General features: G+C 73.2%; 14 protein-coding genes. 11 read left to right on the forward strand and 3 right to left on the reverse strand.

The genetic code is table 11. The features are described 5' to 3' along the window. Nucleotides 1-5 precede the first annotated feature (5 nt). From ACFYXC_RS29510 to ACFYXC_RS29550, 9 genes are all read left to right on the forward strand, one after another. Nucleotides 6-806 (forward strand): arylamine N-acetyltransferase, encoded by an 801-nt coding sequence (locus ACFYXC_RS29510; protein ID WP_389554985.1) that lies wholly within the window; start codon nt 6-8, stop codon nt 804-806. Nucleotides 807-874: 68 nt separating this feature from the next. Then, nucleotides 875-2,218 carry an NAD(P)/FAD-dependent oxidoreductase gene (locus ACFYXC_RS29515; protein WP_388915879.1) on the forward strand — a complete coding sequence of 448 codons (1,344 nt, stop codon included), beginning with the start codon at nt 875-877 and terminating at the stop codon, nt 2,216-2,218. 7 nt (nt 2,219-2,225) lie between these two features. Further along, nucleotides 2,226-3,314, forward strand: coding sequence for a 3-dehydroquinate synthase family protein (locus ACFYXC_RS29520; protein WP_389554987.1), 1,089 nt, complete (start codon nt 2,226-2,228; stop codon nt 3,312-3,314). Beyond that, the gene (locus ACFYXC_RS29525; RefSeq protein ID WP_389554989.1) at nt 3,311-4,639 is read left to right on the forward strand and encodes a 3-deoxy-7-phosphoheptulonate synthase; all 1,329 of its coding nucleotides are present in this window, start codon (nt 3,311-3,313) and stop codon (nt 4,637-4,639) included. Before ACFYXC_RS29520 ends, ACFYXC_RS29525 begins: the two co-directional genes overlap by 4 nt. Next, a complete protein-coding gene (locus ACFYXC_RS29530; protein WP_388915870.1) occupies nt 4,636-5,448 on the forward strand; it encodes a shikimate dehydrogenase family protein in 813 nt (270 codons plus the stop codon). Before ACFYXC_RS29525 ends, ACFYXC_RS29530 begins: the two co-directional genes overlap by 4 nt. 117 nt (nt 5,449-5,565) lie before the next feature. After that, a complete protein-coding gene (locus tag ACFYXC_RS29535; protein WP_389554991.1) occupies nt 5,566-6,726 on the forward strand; it encodes a DegT/DnrJ/EryC1/StrS family aminotransferase in 1,161 nt (386 codons plus the stop codon). After that, a complete protein-coding gene (locus tag ACFYXC_RS29540; RefSeq protein WP_389554992.1) occupies nt 6,723-7,805 on the forward strand; it encodes a Gfo/Idh/MocA family protein in 1,083 nt (360 codons plus the stop codon). Before ACFYXC_RS29535 ends, ACFYXC_RS29540 begins: the two co-directional genes overlap by 4 nt. 161 nt (nt 7,806-7,966) lie before the next feature. Next, nucleotides 7,967-8,617: an HAD-IA family hydrolase gene (locus ACFYXC_RS29545; RefSeq protein ID WP_389555061.1), complete on the forward strand. Its 651-nt coding sequence runs from the start codon at nt 7,967-7,969 to the stop codon at nt 8,615-8,617. 16 nt (nt 8,618-8,633) lie between these two features. Then, nucleotides 8,634-9,560 (forward strand): ROK family protein, encoded by a 927-nt coding sequence (locus ACFYXC_RS29550; protein ID WP_389554994.1) that lies wholly within the window; start codon nt 8,634-8,636, stop codon nt 9,558-9,560. A 63-nt stretch (nt 9,561-9,623) separates the two neighbouring features. Here the strand turns inward: ACFYXC_RS29550 and ACFYXC_RS29555 are convergent, their stop codons facing one another. Further along, nucleotides 9,624-11,279 (reverse strand): bifunctional 3-(3-hydroxy-phenyl)propionate/3-hydroxycinnamic acid hydroxylase, encoded by a 1,656-nt coding sequence (locus ACFYXC_RS29555; RefSeq protein ID WP_389554996.1) that lies wholly within the window; start codon nt 11,277-11,279, stop codon nt 9,624-9,626. Between the two features lie 39 nt (nt 11,280-11,318). Beyond that, on the reverse strand, nt 11,319-11,519 hold the full coding sequence (locus tag ACFYXC_RS29560; protein WP_388915858.1) for a ferredoxin: 201 nt from the start codon (nt 11,517-11,519) through the stop codon (nt 11,319-11,321). A gap of 234 nt (nt 11,520-11,753) precedes the next feature. Here ACFYXC_RS29560 and ACFYXC_RS29565 point away from each other — a divergent pair, with 234 nt between their 5' ends. Beyond that, nucleotides 11,754-13,082, forward strand: coding sequence for a cation:proton antiporter (locus ACFYXC_RS29565; RefSeq protein WP_388915855.1), 1,329 nt, complete (start codon nt 11,754-11,756; stop codon nt 13,080-13,082). Between the two features lie 8 nt (nt 13,083-13,090). Here ACFYXC_RS29565 and ACFYXC_RS29570 read toward each other — a convergent pair whose 3' ends face one another. Continuing rightward, nucleotides 13,091-14,407, reverse strand: a complete 1,317-nt coding sequence (locus tag ACFYXC_RS29570) for a LuxR C-terminal-related transcriptional regulator (protein ID WP_389554998.1) — start codon at nt 14,405-14,407, stop codon at nt 13,091-13,093. 286 nt (nt 14,408-14,693) lie between these two features. Between ACFYXC_RS29570 and ACFYXC_RS29575 the strand changes: the two genes are divergently transcribed. Next, complete coding sequence (locus ACFYXC_RS29575) at nt 14,694-15,137, forward strand: type II 3-dehydroquinate dehydratase (protein WP_389554999.1); 444 nt, start codon at nt 14,694-14,696, stop codon at nt 15,135-15,137. Nucleotides 15,138-15,313 lie beyond the last annotated feature (176 nt).

The following is a 15,313-nucleotide window of genomic DNA, read 5'->3' on the forward strand; positions in this document are numbered from 1 at the left end:
AGGTGATGAACGTGTTCGACGTGGACAGGTACCTCGAACGGATCGGCTGCGCCGGAGAAACCGGTGTGGACATCGCGACGCTGCGGAGACTGCACAAGAAGCACCTCATGACGCTGCCGTACAACGGCGCCACCCAGGATTTCAGCGACGGGGTGCGGCTCGTCGACCTCGACGAGGACGCCACGTTCGAGACGAGCGTCGTCCAAGGGCGCGGCGGCACGTGCTTCCAGCTGAACCGGTTGTTCGCCCGGCTGCTGACCGAACTGGGCTACGACGTCGCGGTGCTGGCCGCCAGCACCGCCGAGGGGCGGGAGGCGTCCGGGCTCGACGTGGAGCACATGTTCGGCCGCGTCGCCCTGGACGGCGAGGACTGGCTCGTGGACGTCGGCTACCCCGGCCCCTCCTACCTGGAACCGCTGCTGGTCGGCGAGGCGGTGCAGAGCCAGTACGGCTCCCAGTACCGCCTGGTCGACCGCGGATCCAGGATCGCTCTACAGCGCCGCGGAAGGATCACCCGGTGGACCGTCGTCTACACCTTCACGCTCCGGCCCAGGCAGTGGAGCGACTGGAGACAGATGGAGGAGTTCCTCGTCAGGGAGATCGCCGCGGACACGGACACCGGACCGCAGGACGGCCGGAACATCCTGTGCGGCCGGACCTTCGACAACGGCCAGGTCGTCCTGAAGGGGCGACGCCATCTGACGGTCCGTGACGGCCGCGAGGAGATACGCACGGTCACGGACGACGCCGAACACGAGCGGTTGGTCTCCCACCTGCTCTCGGACGCGTTCAGCGCGACCAGGTGAACCGCACCCCGCACCCCCCGAACACCCCGCATTCCGGCCCGGCGAGTTGGCACCAGGAAGGGAAAACGATGGCGAAGGAAACAGCCGATGTGGTCGTGATCGGCGGAGGGCCGGCAGGCGCGGTCAGCGCCTACGTGCTCGCCAGGCAGGGGCATTCCGTCGTGCTGCTGGAGAAGGAGCGCGACTCCCGGTTCCACATAGGCGAGTCCCTGCTGCCGTACATGATGGGCCTGTTCGAGCGCATCGGGCTGCGGGAGACGGTGGCGGCCCAGGGCTATGTGCGCAAGTTCGGCGGCGAGTTCATCGACCCCACCGAGAAGAAGTTCTTCGAGGGCGTCTTCCGGGCGGACTTCACCAAGCAGGGCGCGGGCCGCCACGACAACGCGTTCCAGGTCGAGCGGGCCAGGTTCGACCGGCTGCTCGGCGAACAGGCCGAGGCCGCCGGAGCCGAGGTCCTCTTCGGCGCCGACGTGACCGACCTGCTCATGGAGGGCGACCGGATGGTCGGCGTCCGCTACGAGCGCGACGGGGAGACGCACGAGGTGCGCTCCGCCTACGTGGTCGACGCCAGCGGCCGGCAGGGACGCATCGCCCACCGCTTCGGACTGCGCAAGACCCTCGAGAAGCTCCGCATGGTCGCCGTGTTCCGCCACTACAGCGGTCTCGACGAGAGCCACAACCTCGGTGTCGAGGGAGACATCCAGGTCGGCGCCCACGACGACGGCTGGGTCTGGGCGATCCCGCTGACCAAGGACACCATCAGCGTCGGCACGGTCATGCCGCGCGACGTGCTGCGCGGAGCGACGCCCGAGCAGCGGTTCGAGGAGCACCTGAGCCGGATCCCGCGGATCGTCACCCGTCTGACCGGCACCCGCCCCGCCATGGACATCAAGGTCGAGACCGACTACTGCTACCACGCGGACACGGTCACCGGCCCCGGCTGGCTCCTGGTCGGTGACGCCGGCTGCTTCGGCGACCCCATGTTCTCCGGCGGCGTCCTGGTGGCGACGGCCACCGCCGTGCGCGCCGCGGAGACACTCGGGGAGATACTGAGCGACCCGTCGGCCGAGGAGCGCCTGCTGGAGCGGTACTCCAACTACTTCAAGACCGGCTACGACACCTACATCCGGCTCATCCACGCGTACTACGACGGCGAGCTGGTCGCCATGGCCGCCGACGCCGCCCGGTCCACCGACCGCGACACCCTGGAGAGGTACCTCGTCCGGCTCATCGGGGGCGACTTCTGGAGCGAGCACAACTCGGTGGCCCAGGAGATGCGGCGGCGCAAGGAGTGGGACACGTTCGAGCCGTTCCAGCGGGTCTACGGCTGCCCGGCCTACCCGCAACTGGACGAGCTCGACCGCAAGGAGCGGTCCGAGTCGCGCGTCCGCCGGGTGACGGCGGGCCGGTAGCGGCGTCATGGCATCCATTCCGCTGCGCCTGAGAGATCACTCGTACGACGTGCTCATCGGCCCCGGGGTGCGCACGTCACTCCCCGAGGTCGTCGGACGGCTCGGCGCCGGGCGGGCCGTCGTCGTGTCGGCCCGCCCGCGGGAATGGGTGCCCGACACCGGTGTGGAGACCCTGCTGCTGCCGGCCCGCGACGGCGAGCGGGACAAGACGCTCGCCACGGTGGAGGCACTGTGCCGCGAGTTCGTACGCTTCGGGCTCACCCGGTCCGACGTCGTCGTCTCCTGCGGCGGCGGAACGACCACCGACGTGGTCGGTCTCGCCGCCGCCCTCCACCACCGGGGCGTGCCCGTGGTGCACCTGCCCACCACCCTGCTGGCGCAGGTCGACGCAGGCGTCGGCGGGAAGACGGCGGTGAACCTGCCGGAGGGCAAGAACCTCGTCGGCACGTACTGGCAGCCCAGCGCGGTCCTGTGCGACACGGACTACCTGACCACCCTGCCGCGGCGGGAACTGCTCAACGGCTACGGCGAGATCGCCCGCTGCCACTTCATCGGCGCCCCTGACCTGTGCTCGCTCCCGCGGGCCGAGCAGATCGCCGCGAGCGTGCGCCTCAAGGCCCGCGTCGTGCAGGCCGACGAGCGGGACGCCGGACTGCGGCACATCCTCAACTACGGCCACACGCTGGGCCACGCACTGGAGAAGGCGACCGGCTTCGCCCTGCGCCACGGTGAGGGCGTGGCCGTCGGGACGGTCTTCGCGGGCCGGCTCGCCGGCGCCCTCGGCCGCATCGGCCGGGCGCGGGTGGCCGAGCACCACGACGTCGTCCGCTCCTACGGGCTGCCCACCGCGGTGCCCTCCGAGGCCGGGACGGCGGACCTGGTGCGGCTGATGCGGCACGACAAGAAGGCCGCCGGCGGACTCACGTTCGTCCTCGACGGACCGCACGGCGCCGAACTGGTGCACGACGTCCCGTCCGACGTGGTCACCCACGTCCTCACCGGGATGCCGCGCGCCCCCCTGGCGGCCCTCGTCGCCGACGACGCGCCTCCCGCCGGCCGCGCGTCCGTGGCCACGACCGATCCGGCACGCTCATGAGGCAGCTGCTCCAGCCGCCGGCCGGCGCCGCCGGGCCGGACGGTGTCGGCGAAGCGGGCGGCATCGGCCTGGCGGACGGCATCGGCGGAGCCCACGGTGCCGGGCGGCTGCTCGCCGGCCGGCTGGTGGACGCGCTGGGCCGGCCCGCCGCGCAGCAGCCCCGCTGGCCGGACCCGGAGCGGGCCCGCGAGGTCGTGGCACTGCTGCGCCGCGCCGCGCCGCTCGTGACGCAGGCCGAGACGGCCCGCCTGCGCGGCGCGCTCGCCGCGGTCGCCCGCGGTGAGGCGTTCCTCCTCCAGGGCGGCGACTGCGCCGAGTCGTTCGCCGAGAACACCGAGCACCACCGGCGTGCCAACCTGCGCACGCTGACGGGGATGGCCGACGTGTTCACCCGCCGTACCGGACTGCCCGTCGTCAAGGTGGCCCGGATGGCCGGGCAGTACGCCAAGCCCCGCTCCCGGGCGATGGACGCCCAGGGGCTGCCCACCTACCGCGGCGACATCGTCAACGGCGCCGGACCCACCCGGGCGGACCGCACCCCCGACCCCGACCGGATGCTGCGCGCCCACGCCCAGGCGGCCGACGCGATGGCACTGGTCCGCGGGCTCGCCCGCACCGGCGCCGCCGACGGCGGCCTCTACGTCAGCCACGAGGCGCTGCTCCTCGACTACGAGCAGACCTCGCTGCGGGTGGACACCAGCGGGTTCGGGCCCCGGCTGGCCAGCGGACTCGGGCACTTCCTGTGGATCGGGGAGCGCACCCGGCAGCCCGACGGCGCGCACATCGCGTTCGCGGAACTGCTGTCCAACCCCATCGGCCTGAAGATAGGCCCGGGCACCACCCCGGAGCAGGCCGCCGCCTACGTCAGCCGCCTCGACCCGTACGCCGAACCCGGGCGGCTGACGCTGATCAGCCGCATGGGGCACACCCGGGTCAGGGACGTGCTGCCGCCGATCGTGGAGAAGGTCACCGCCCGCGGCCACCAGGTGATCTGGCAGTGCGACCCGATGCACGGCAACACCTACACGACGGCGGGCGGCCACAAGACCCGGCACTACGGCGCGGTGGCCGACGAGATCGCCGGCTTCTTCGCCGTGCACCGGGCACTCGGCACCCACCCCGGCGGAGTCCACCTCGAAGTCACCGGCGACCACGTCACCGAGTGCGTCGGAGGCGCCGCGGGAGTGACGGAGGCCGACCTGCCCGCCCGCTACCGCACGGCCTGCGACCCCCGCCTCAACACGGACCAGGCACACGAACTCGCCCACGTCATCGCCGAACTGGCGGCCCGAGGAGCCGAGACCCCGAAGGACGGGCCGCGATGACCGGACCACCGCCCGTCGCGCCCATCACGGGCACCACCCGGCTGTACGCCGTCCTGGGCGACCCCGTCGCCCAGGTCCGGGCACCCGCGCTGCTGAACCCGGTCCTCGCCCGGCTGAACCTCGACGCGGTGGTCGTCCCGGTGCACGTCGGGCCGCGGCACCTGGAGACCGTCGTACGCGGCCTGCGGCACGTGCGGAACCTCGACGGCATGTTCGTCACCGTGCCGCACAAGGCCGCCGTCCGGCACCTCGCCGACCGGTGCGGCCCGACCGTCGACCTCGTCGGCGGCGCGAACGTCCTGCGCCGCGAGGCCGACGGCGGCTGGCTCGCGGAGAACTTCGACGGCTCCGGCTTCGTGGCGGGCCTCGTCCAGGCCGGACACGAACCGGCGGGCCGCCGGGCGATGCTCGTCGGCGCCGGCGGCGCGGGCAGCGCCATCGCCGTGGCACTCCTCGCGGCCGGCGTCGACCGGCTCGCCCTCCACGACACGGACACCGCGAAGCTCACCGCGCTGACCGCCCGGCTCGACGCGCACTGGCCGGGACGGGTGCACGCCCTGAGCGGTCCGCCCCCGCGGGACGTCGGCCTCGCGGTCAACGCCACCCCCCTCGGGCTGCGCGCGGACGATCCGCTGCCCTTCTCGCCGGAATCCCTGGATCCGGGCTGCGTCGTGGCCGACATCGTCATGCGCCCCCACGAGACGCGGCTCCTGCGCGAGGCCGCCGCACGGGGCCACCGTATTCATCACGGTATTCACATGCTGGAGGGCCAGTTGAATTCCTATAGGGCCTTCTTCGACCTTCGCTGAATTCGGTCGAGAACTACCGGACCAAGGGATGTGACGGTACCGGCGGGAACCTAACGTGGACCTGTCGTTAAGCCGTTCTGTGCCGTGCATCGAGCCACCTGAGATTCTTGGAGAATCATGAACGTGCGACAGGCGCCAGAATTCCCCGCGTGGCCGCAGTACGACGGAAAGGAGCGGGAAGGTCTCATTCGCGCACTCGAGCAGGGCCAGTGGTGGCGCATGGGCGGAGACGAGGTCGACTCCTTCGAGCGGGAATTCGCCGAACTCCACGGCGCCCCCCACGCCCTGGCCGTCACCAACGGCACCCACGCGCTGGAACTCGCCCTGCAGTGCATGGGAGTCGGCCCGGGCACCGAGGTCGTCGTCCCGGCGTTCACCTTCATCTCCTCCTCGCAGGCGGCGCAGCGGCTCGGCGCGGTCGCGGTCCCCGTGGACATCGACCCGCACACCTTCAACATCGACGTGGCGGCGGCGGCCGCGGCCGTGACGCCGCGCACCCGCGCCATCATGCCCGTGCACATGGCGGGCTTCCTGGCCGACATGGACGCCCTGGCCGGTCTCTCCGCCGACACCGGCGTCCCGCTGCTCCAGGACGCCGCGCACGCCCACGCCGCCCGCTGGCAGGGCAAACGCATCGGCGAACTCGGCACGGTCGCCGCGTTCAGCTTCCAGAACGGCAAACTGATGACCGCGGGCGAGGGCGGCGCCCTCCTGTTCCCGGACACCGAGACCTACGAGGCGGCGTTCCTGCGGCACAGCTGCGGCCGGCCGCGCACCGACCGCCGCTACCTGCACCAGGTCGCCGGCACCAACCTGCGGCTCAACGAGTTCTCCGCGGCCGTCCTGCGGGCTCAGCTCGGCCGCCTGGAGGAACAGATAGCCACCCGTCAGCGCCGCTGGGCCACCCTCTCCCCGCTCCTCGACGCGATCGACCGCGTCGTCCCGCAGCGCGGTGACGGCCGCACCGACTCCCCTTCGCACTACATGGCGATGTTCCGCGTGCCCGGCATCGGCGAGGACCGCCGCAACGCCCTGGTGGACGAGCTCGTGGCGGCCGGCCTGCCGGCGTTCACGGCCTTCCGCGCGATCTACCGCACCGACGCCTTCTGGGAGATGGGCGCCCCCGACGAGAGCGCGGACGAGATCGCCCGGCGCTGCCCGAACACCGAGGCCGTCAGCCAGGACTGCGTCTGGCTGCACCACCGCGTCCTGCTCGCCGGTGAGCAGGACATGCACCGGACGGCCGAGATCGTCGCGGACGCCGTGGCCGCCGTATGACCGTCAGGACCGCCGTCGTCGGGCTCGGCTGGGCGGGGCGGGAACTGTGGCTGCCGAGGCTGGCCGACCACGCCGACTTCGACGTGGTCGGTGTCGTCGACCCCGCGCCGGCGGCGCGGGCCGCACTCGACGCGGTACCGGGCGTCCCCGTGCACCCGACGGTGGACGCGCTCACCGCCGCCGCGGTCGACCTCGCCGTCGTCGCCGTACCCAACCATCTGCACGCCCACGTCGCCGCGGAGCTGCTCGGCAAGGGCGTCCCCGTCTTCCTGGAGAAGCCGGTCTGCCTCACCTCCGAGGAGGCGGGCACCCTGGCCGCCGCCGAACGCGACGGCGGCGCCACCCTCCTGGCCGGCAGCGCCGCCCCGCACCGCGCCGATGTGAACGCCCTGGCGCGCCTCCTGCCGGAGCTGGGCCGCATCCGCCATGTCGACCTGTCGTGGGTGCGGGCACGCGGCATCCCGCGGGCCGGCGGCTGGTTCACCCAGCGCAGCAAGGCCGGGGGCGGTGTCCTGTTCGACCTCGGCTGGCACCTGCTCGACACGCTCGCGTTCCTGCTGGGCCCGGCCCGCTTCACCCAGGTCGTCGGCATGACGTCGAACGACTTCGTGGGCGCCGGCGCCTGGAGCGCGGCCTGGCGGCAGGACGAGCCCACCGCCGGCACCCCCGGTGACGTCGAGGACACCGCACGCGGCTTCCTCGTACGCGACGACGGCGTCTCGGTCTTCCTGCGGGCCGGCTGGGCCTCGCACGAGGCGCGGGACGTGACCCGGGTCCGGGTGGTGGGCAGTGCCGCGACCGCCGACCTGAGCTGCACCTTCGGTTTCAGCCCCAACCGCCACCCGTACGCGCGGCTCACGCTGACCCGGGAGGGCACCACGACCTCCCTGCCGGTGCCGGACGAGCCCGTCGGCACCGAGTACCGGCGGCAGCTGGACGGGCTGGCCGGCTTCCTGGCCGACCCGGGCCGGCGCGGCGCGGCCGTCGACGAGGCCCGTACGGCGGTCCGCGTCATCGAGGGCTTCTACGCGTCCGCCCGCCGCGCGCACGAGCAGACCGCCGTGCCCGCCCCGCACTAGACGTCATCACCCCGGAACCCGTCACCCGGAACCCGTCACCCCGGAACTCATCACCAGGAAGTGAGGAACCAGTGATATCACCCGTTTCGACAGCCCCGGCCGACGTCACGGGCCGCGGTCCCGCCACCGCCCCGGACGCCGGCCGGTCGGCGACGGCGACGCTGGAGCCGGTCACCCGCGCCGTGGTCTTCGACCTGGACGGCGTCCTCGTCGACAGCTTCGCGGTGATGTACGAGGCGTTCGCCGTCGCGTACCGGGAGGTCGTCGGTGACGGCCCGGCGCCGTTCGACGAGTACCGCCGCCATCTGGGGCGCTTCTTCCCGGACATCATGCGGATCATGGACCTGCCCCTGGAGATGGAGGGGCCCTTCGTTCGCGAGAGCTACCGGCTCGCACCCGAGGTACCGGTCTTCGACGGCATCGTGGACCTGCTCACCACCCTGCGGGCGCGCGGACTGCGGCTCGCCGTGGCCACCGGCAAGAGCGGGGAGCGGGCGCGTTCGCTGCTCGGCCGGCTGGGACTGCTGCCCTTCTTCGACCATGTGATCGGCTCCGACGAGGTCGCCCGCCCGAAGCCGGCGCCGGACATCGTGGAGCTCGCGCTGGAGCTCATGGGCTTCCCGCCCGAGCAGGCCGTCATGGTCGGTGACGCACCGACCGACATCGCCAGCGCCCACGGCGCCGGCGTGACCTCGGCCGGCGCGCTGTGGGCGCTGTCCGACGCCGGCGAACTGCTCGCCGCCGAACCGGTCGTCGTGCTGCGCCGCCCGGCCGACCTGCTGGCCCTGTGCCCGGCCGTGCCGGGCGCCTGAGAACAGGCCCGGCGCCATGGAGAGGACCCTCCACCTCGGTGTCGACATCGGGGGGACCAAGGTCGCCCTGCGCGTGGAGGCCGGCACGCGGTGCGTGGACGAGAGCGTCTTCGCCTGGCGACCACGGCACAGCGCCGGCCACGACCTGGCCCAACTGGCCGCACAGGTCGCCTCGGTGCGCGAACGGCTGGGTACGCCCCCGACGGCCGTGGGCGTCGCGATGCCGGCGACCGTCGCACCCGACGGGCGGATCACGGCCTGGCCGAGCCGGCCCGAGTGGACCGGCACCGACCTGGGCGCCGCGCTGCGCGCGCTGTTCCCCGGCGCGGGTGTCGCCTGGGCGGACGACGGCGACCTCGGCGCCCTCGCCGAGGCACAGGCCGCGGACTGCGCGGACCTCCTCTACCTGGGAGTCGGTACGGGGGTCGGCGGCGGCCTCGTCCTGCGCGGCGAACTGTGTCCGGGCCCGGACCGCGGCTCCTTCGAGATCGGGCACACGGTCGTCGAACCGGACGGCCCGCCCTGCGTGTGCGGGCGACGCGGATGCCTCCAGGCGATCGCCTCCGGCCCGGCCACCCTGCGGCGCGCCGCCCGGCTGCGGGGGAGCGAGGTCACCTTCGACGCGCTGCGGCAGGCATGGCACGACGAACGGCCCTGGGCGGTCACCGCGCTGCGGCACACCTGCCGCGCCCTGGCCGCCGCCGCAGTCGGTGTGCAGGAACTGGTCCATCCACGGCTCCTGCTGCTCGGCGGCGGCTTCGCCAACGGCCTCCCGGGCCTGCACACCCTCCTGTCCGCACACCTCGCGGAGCTGTCCCGCCCGGGCCACCCCCCGCTCGCCGTACGCCCCGCCGCCCTGGGAGCCCTGTCCTCCCTGCGCGGAGCACTCGCCCTCTCCCGCACGATCCGTCCCCCCGCCGGACGGCCGCCCGGCCCGGGGTGATCCGGCGCGCTCGCCCGCGCCGCCTCCCGCAACCGGCCGGGCGGGGCCGCCCGTTCGGCCGCGTCAGCCTGCCCGGCTCAGTCCGGGGGCGGCCGGCACGGGCACGGGCGCGGGTGCGGGCGCGGTCAGCATGGCGCGCAGGGCGTCCACCAGCGCGGCCGTGTCCTCGGGACCGTTCGCGGTGCCGAAGACGTGGTGGTCCGGGCGGACGAGTACCGCGGTCGCGTCGTGTTCCGCCAGGTACGCGCCGTAGAAGCCGTCCACGTCGGTCACCCCGGCCGGGTCCGAGCCGGCCCGGCCGGCCGGCAGCAGGTGCACCACACGGGTGTCCAGGGAGGTCAGGAAGGACCACCGGTCCTCGCCGAGCGCGGGACGCGGATCCTCCGTGGTGAGCAGGACGAAGCCCCGGCCCACGACCTCGTCGAACAGGCCCGGGCGGCCCCGCGCGCCCACGCGCCCCTGCGGGACCACCGCGCCGGCCGGGCCGCCCGCCGGTGTGCGGCGCAGCAGCCCGCCCGACAGCGGCTTCGCCGGTTCCGGCGCCCCCGGCCCCGTACGGCCGCGCCGCCCCGCGAGCACCGTGGCGTCCCGCTCCGCGGCGGCCGTCGGATCCGTCACGCAGATCACCCTGCCCAACTGCACCGACGAGAGGATCGACTCCTTCACGTGCGGCATCCGCTCCTCGGCGTACGTGTCGAGGACGGAGTCGCCGGCCAGGCCGCGCAGCGCCAGATCCAGCTTCCACGCCAGATTGGCCGCGTCCCGGATCCCGGAGCACATGCCCTGCCCGGCGAAGGGCGGCATCAGATGCGCCGCGTCACCGGCGAGCAGCACCCGGCCCGACCGCCACCGGTCCGCCCAGGCGGCCCGGAAGATGTAGGTGGTGCTGCGCAGCAGCGTGGCGGTGTCCGGGGTGACCCCGAACGGTGCGAGCAGCCGCCAGGCCGTCTCCGCCCTGTTCAGCTCGGCGCTGCTCTCGCCCGGCAGCCGCATGAACTCCCAGCGGCGGTGTCCGGGACCGCTGCCCACCAGCGTCGTGGGCCGCGCCGGGTCGCAGATCTGGACGTTGGTCGGACGGAACTCGCGCGGCTCGCGCAGCTCGACGTCGCACAGCAGCCACTCGTAGGAGAACCCCAGATCCGTGACGGGGACACCCAGGTGCTCGCGTACGAAGCTGTTCGCGCCGTCGCAGCCCACCACCCAGCGGGCGGCGACGGTACGGGCCGACCCGTCGTCGGCCTCGGCGGTCAGCGTCACCCGCTCGTCCCGTTCGGCGATGTCCACCACCCGGTGCCCGCGCAGCACCGAGACGCCGGGCAGCTCGGCCGCCCGGGCCGCGAGCAGTTCCTCCAGGGCGGGCTGGTGCATGGTGCTGGCGTCCGGCCAGCCGTACCGCCCCACGCGGGAGAAGGCGATGTCCAGCAGCGTCTCACCGGCCGCGGTGTGCCACTGGTAGCCGGTGGCCGGCTCCGTGACCGGGCCGATCCGGTCGCCGATGCCGGTGTCCGCGAGCAGCCGGGCGGTCTCCCCGTCGAAACTGGTCGCGCGCGGCAGCAGATACGGCCGCGGCCGGCGCTCGAGGACGGTCACCCGCAGACCGCGCTGGGCGAGCAGCACCGAAAGGGCGGCACCGACCGGCCCGTTGCCGACGACGGCCACGTCCGCCACGTCCGTGTCCGGCGTGGCCTCGTACAGGTCGTGCGGGCGCATGGAGGTCATCGTCGTCCCTACTCGCAGGTGTCGGAGAACGGCGCCGGATCAGCCGGCGACGGAGAGCGCCCGGACCGGACACAGGTCGGCGGCCTCGTCGGCCGCCGACAGCAGGACCCCCTCGGGCTCGGCGTCCAGTACGACCACCGTGCCCTCGTCCTCGTCCTGGTCGAACAGCTCGGGCGCGACGCGCACACACTGCCCCGCACCGACGCACTTTCCGGTGTCCGCGACTATCCGCACGGTCATCGCCTCCTACGGGGGTGAACGGCAGGCTCCCGGTCATGATGCCCGAGGCGGACGAATACGACGCCCCTTCACCGGGATATCGAAGGTGCCGCTCCAGCGGAATTCGAGGCGTCCTGAACAGAATCGGGACGAGAATTGCGGGCGTCCTCCGTGCAATCGGCAGCAACGGTCCGTCAGGTCGAGCAATTCCGGGCCGCGGACGCTTTTGCTGCTCCAGAATCCGAGGTGACCGAGTTGAGTTCCACGCCCGTACCGACCATCCCCCATCACTCACTGCTGGTGTTCCTTCTCCAACTGGCGCTCCTGCTCTGCCTGGCGCTGACACTCGGGCAGCTGGCCGCGCGGCTCAGAATGCCGGCGATCGTCGGCGAACTGCTCGCCGGCGTGCTGGTCGGACCCTCGGTCCTCAGCCACCTGTGGCCCGCCCTCGCCGACTGGCTGCTGCCGAAGGACCCCGGGCAGATGCACCTGCTCGACGCGGTGGGACAGCTGGGGGTCCTGCTGCTCGTCGGCCTCACCGGCATGGAGCTGAAGTTCGACCTCGTCAGGCGCCGCCGGGCCACCGCGGCCCGGGTGAGCCTCGCCGGTCTGCTCCTGCCCCTGGGGCTCGGCGTCGGCGTGGGCCTGCTGCTGCCCTCCTCGCTCGTACCGGACGGCACGAGCCCGGCGGTCTTCTCGCTGTTCCTCGGTGTGGCCATGTGCGTCACCGCGATCCCGGTGATCGCGAAGACCCTCATCGACATGAACCTGCTGCACCGTGACATCGGACAGCTGACCCTCGCCGCCGGTGTCCTGGACGACGTCGTCGGCTGGTTCCTGCTCTCCATCGTGTCGGCGATGGCGACGGCCGGACTGAGCACCGGGACGATCGCCACCTCCCTGCTCTACCCGATCGGTGTCGTACTCGCCGCCTGGCTGGTGGGCCGCCCCCTGGTGAAGGCGGCACTGCGGGCGGCGGGCCGCTCCCCGTCGCCGGTCCCCACCGTCGCGGTGGCGACACTGATCGTGCTGCTCGGCGCGGCGGCCACGCAGGCGCTGCGTCTGGAGGCGGTCTTCGGCGCGTTCGTGTGCGGGGTCCTGGTCGGTACGAGCGGGGAGCTGGACCGGGAGAAACTGGCCCCGCTGCGGACCACCGTCCTCGCCTTCCTCGCGCCGGTCTTCTTCGCCACGGCCGGCATCCGGATGGACCTGACCGCCCTGACCAGTCCCACCGTCCTCGCCACGGCCTGCCTGGTGCTCACCGTGGCGATCGTCGGCAAGTTCGTGGGCGCCTACGTGGGCGCCAAGATGAGCGGCCTCGACCGGTGGGAGGCCCTCGCGCTCGGAGCGGGCATGAACTCCCGCGGGGTGATCGAGGTCATCGTGGCGATGGTGGGCCTGCAACTCGGGGTCCTGGGCGCCGAGATGTACACCGTCATCATCCTCGTCGCGATCGTGACCTCACTGATGGCACCGCCCATCCTCCGCATCGCGATGACCCGTATCGACGAGAACGCCGAGGCGAAACTGACCCTGACCACCCCGGCCCCCCACGACCTGACCCCCACCCCGGCCCCCCGCTGAATCCGACGTCAGCGGGCGTCGCTGCCCGTGGTCGCGGTCGGCACGCGGCTCCACGCCCGGGTCAGTTCCACGCGTGAGGCCACGTTCATCTTGCGGAAGATCTTCTTCAGGTGGAAGGCCACGGTGTGGCCGGAGATGAACAGGCGTTCGCCGACCTGGGAGTTGGTGAACCCCTGGCTCACCAGCTCGGCCACCGCGGCCTCGGTGCCGGTGAGGGCGCCCGTGCTCAGGCCGCCCCGGCCGGCGTACTGCGGGCCGCGCCCGCGCCGGACCCCGAGCGAGCGCAGCCGGCTCTCGGCCCGGCGCGCGTCACGCGGCGCCGCGGCGGCCGCGTAGCCGTCCGCCGCCAGCGTGAGGGCCGCGACCGCCCGCTCGCGCTCCGCGGGCCGCGCGGCCAGCAGCTTCCCGGTGTCCTCGTGGGCGGACGCGGCGGCCCAGGGGTCCAGATGCGCGGCGGCCGCGGTGACGACCTGCTCCGGATCACCTTCGAGGAGACCGCGGGCGTGCGCCGCCGCCGCCCCCACGGAACGGAGCCCCCGGTTGCGCAGGGCGAGTACGGAGGCCGCCGTGACCACCCGCCGGGCGAGCGTCTCGTCACCCAGCTTCCGCGTGGCCCTGACCAGCCAGGCGGCGGCGGTGGGCTGCGACGCCAGCAACTCCCCCAGCAACCCGTCGTCGGTGACGATGCCCGCGACGAGCTGCGCCGCGCTCGCCGCACCGCCCTGCACCTCCAGGAGCTGCGCCGCGGCCCAGGCACACCGGCTCGGCCCGTGCGCGGTCCGCCCCAGCAGCGCGTAGTCCCGCAGTTGGTCGGCGAAGCCCGTGCCCCCGCTCAGGTCGCCCTGCCGCAGGGCACTCAGTGCCATCACGGTGTGCGCGTCGGGCAGGAGGTGGTGGAGGCCGGCCCGCCGCGCCCGGTCGGCGCCCCGGCCCGCGAGAGCGACGGCGCGGGCGGTGTCCCCGCCGGCGAACGCCAGGTCCGCCGCACAGAGCAGCGAGGCGGCTTCGATTCCGTGGCCGGTCGCGGGCCGGGCCGCCGTCGGTTCGTCGACGCCGGTGACGATCCGCGCCGCGCCCGGGAGGTCACGGACATGCACCAGGAGCGCCGCGTACCAGAGTCTCGCCGGACCCCCGCACTCTCCGTCGCATGCGTGTTCCGTCCGGACGGCGGCCTCCGCCAGACGCATTCCCTCTTCGAGTGCGCCGCGGGACCAGGCGGAGAAGGACGACTCGGACAGGCGGGCCGTTTCGCAGGAACCGTTCCGGCAGACGCGTACGACGGAGAAGACGGGGGGCAGCCGCAAGCGGAACGGAGAATCGAGCATCACATCTCCAGTCATGGGACACGTGCCGTCCGAGTGGGGGTCCGTGCGGTCAGGGTAAGGGCGGGGCGGTGCGACGGCGGCGTGCGCCGATGCGGCGTGTAGGCGGTCCGGACCATCGCACGAGCGGGCCTTGAGCGGCAGGCCCGGGGCGCACGGGGCGCCTCGCGGCGGCCCGCCCGGACTATCAGCTCTGGGAGTGGCGCACCGCGCCCGGCGACGACAGCATGAGGACGTCCGCAGTCCGCCGCCGAGTTCGCGGGCGCAGGTGAATACCGAGGTGGCCCCCTTGAGTACCGTGCTTCTTCTGAACGGCCCCAATCTGGGAATTCTGGGACGGCGGGAGCCGGAGATATACGGCACGGACACACTCGCCGACATCGAGGCGGCGGTCGCCGAGGAGATAGGCGTACGCGGCTGGAAGGTGCTCTCCGTCCAGCACGACTCGGAAGGGGAACTCGTCGGCGCCGTCCACCGGCACGGCGACACCCTCGGCGCCATCGTCAACCCCGGTGCCCTGATGATCGCCGGCTGGAGCCTGCGCGACGCGCTCGCCAGTTACGCACCGCCGTGGATCGAGGTGCACCTCAGCAACGTGTGGGCCCGCGAGCAGTTCCGGCACGAGTCGGTGATCGCCCCGCTGGCGAGCGGTGTCGTGGTCGGCCTCGGCTCCTTCGGCTACCGCCTCGCCGCCCGGGCGCTCATGCACCTGTCCCCGCCGGCCGCGCCCTGACACACCAGCCCCTGACACCACCCCCTGACACACCTCCCGACACACCCCCGACCGCCCCCTGACCTGGCAGAGCAACGCTCCTTCCGGCAGGTGCGTCGTTCAGGACGGGTGGCCCTCGGCGGCGGATTTTTCAGAGGGTTGAAAAGAACCGCACATCCGGTATATTTTCTGTGTCG

Origin of the sequence: Streptomyces sp. NPDC002701 (assembly GCF_042889045.1) — a bacterium.
Classification (GTDB): domain Bacteria; phylum Actinomycetota; class Actinomycetes; order Streptomycetales; family Streptomycetaceae; genus Streptomyces.

Coding starts and splice junctions, on each gene's coding strand:
- ACFYXC_RS29510 (WP_389554985.1), top strand. CDS start 6: ATGAACGTGTTCGACGTGGACAGGTACCTCGAACGGATCGGCTGCGCC.
- ACFYXC_RS29515 (WP_388915879.1), top strand. CDS start 875: ATGGCGAAGGAAACAGCCGATGTGGTCGTGATCGGCGGAGGGCCGGCA.
- ACFYXC_RS29520 (WP_389554987.1), top strand. CDS start 2,226: ATGGCATCCATTCCGCTGCGCCTGAGAGATCACTCGTACGACGTGCTC.
- ACFYXC_RS29525 (WP_389554989.1), top strand. CDS start 3,311: ATGAGGCAGCTGCTCCAGCCGCCGGCCGGCGCCGCCGGGCCGGACGGT.
- ACFYXC_RS29530 (WP_388915870.1), top strand. CDS start 4,636: ATGACCGGACCACCGCCCGTCGCGCCCATCACGGGCACCACCCGGCTG.
- ACFYXC_RS29535 (WP_389554991.1), top strand. CDS start 5,566: ATGAACGTGCGACAGGCGCCAGAATTCCCCGCGTGGCCGCAGTACGAC.
- ACFYXC_RS29540 (WP_389554992.1), top strand. CDS start 6,723: ATGACCGTCAGGACCGCCGTCGTCGGGCTCGGCTGGGCGGGGCGGGAA.
- ACFYXC_RS29550 (WP_389554994.1), top strand. CDS start 8,634: ATGGAGAGGACCCTCCACCTCGGTGTCGACATCGGGGGGACCAAGGTC.
- ACFYXC_RS29555 (WP_389554996.1), bottom strand. CDS start 11,279: ATGACCTCCATGCGCCCGCACGACCTGTACGAGGCCACGCCGGACACG.
- ACFYXC_RS29560 (WP_388915858.1), bottom strand. CDS start 11,519: ATGACCGTGCGGATAGTCGCGGACACCGGAAAGTGCGTCGGTGCGGGG.
- ACFYXC_RS29570 (WP_389554998.1), bottom strand. CDS start 14,407: ATGCTCGATTCTCCGTTCCGCTTGCGGCTGCCCCCCGTCTTCTCCGTC.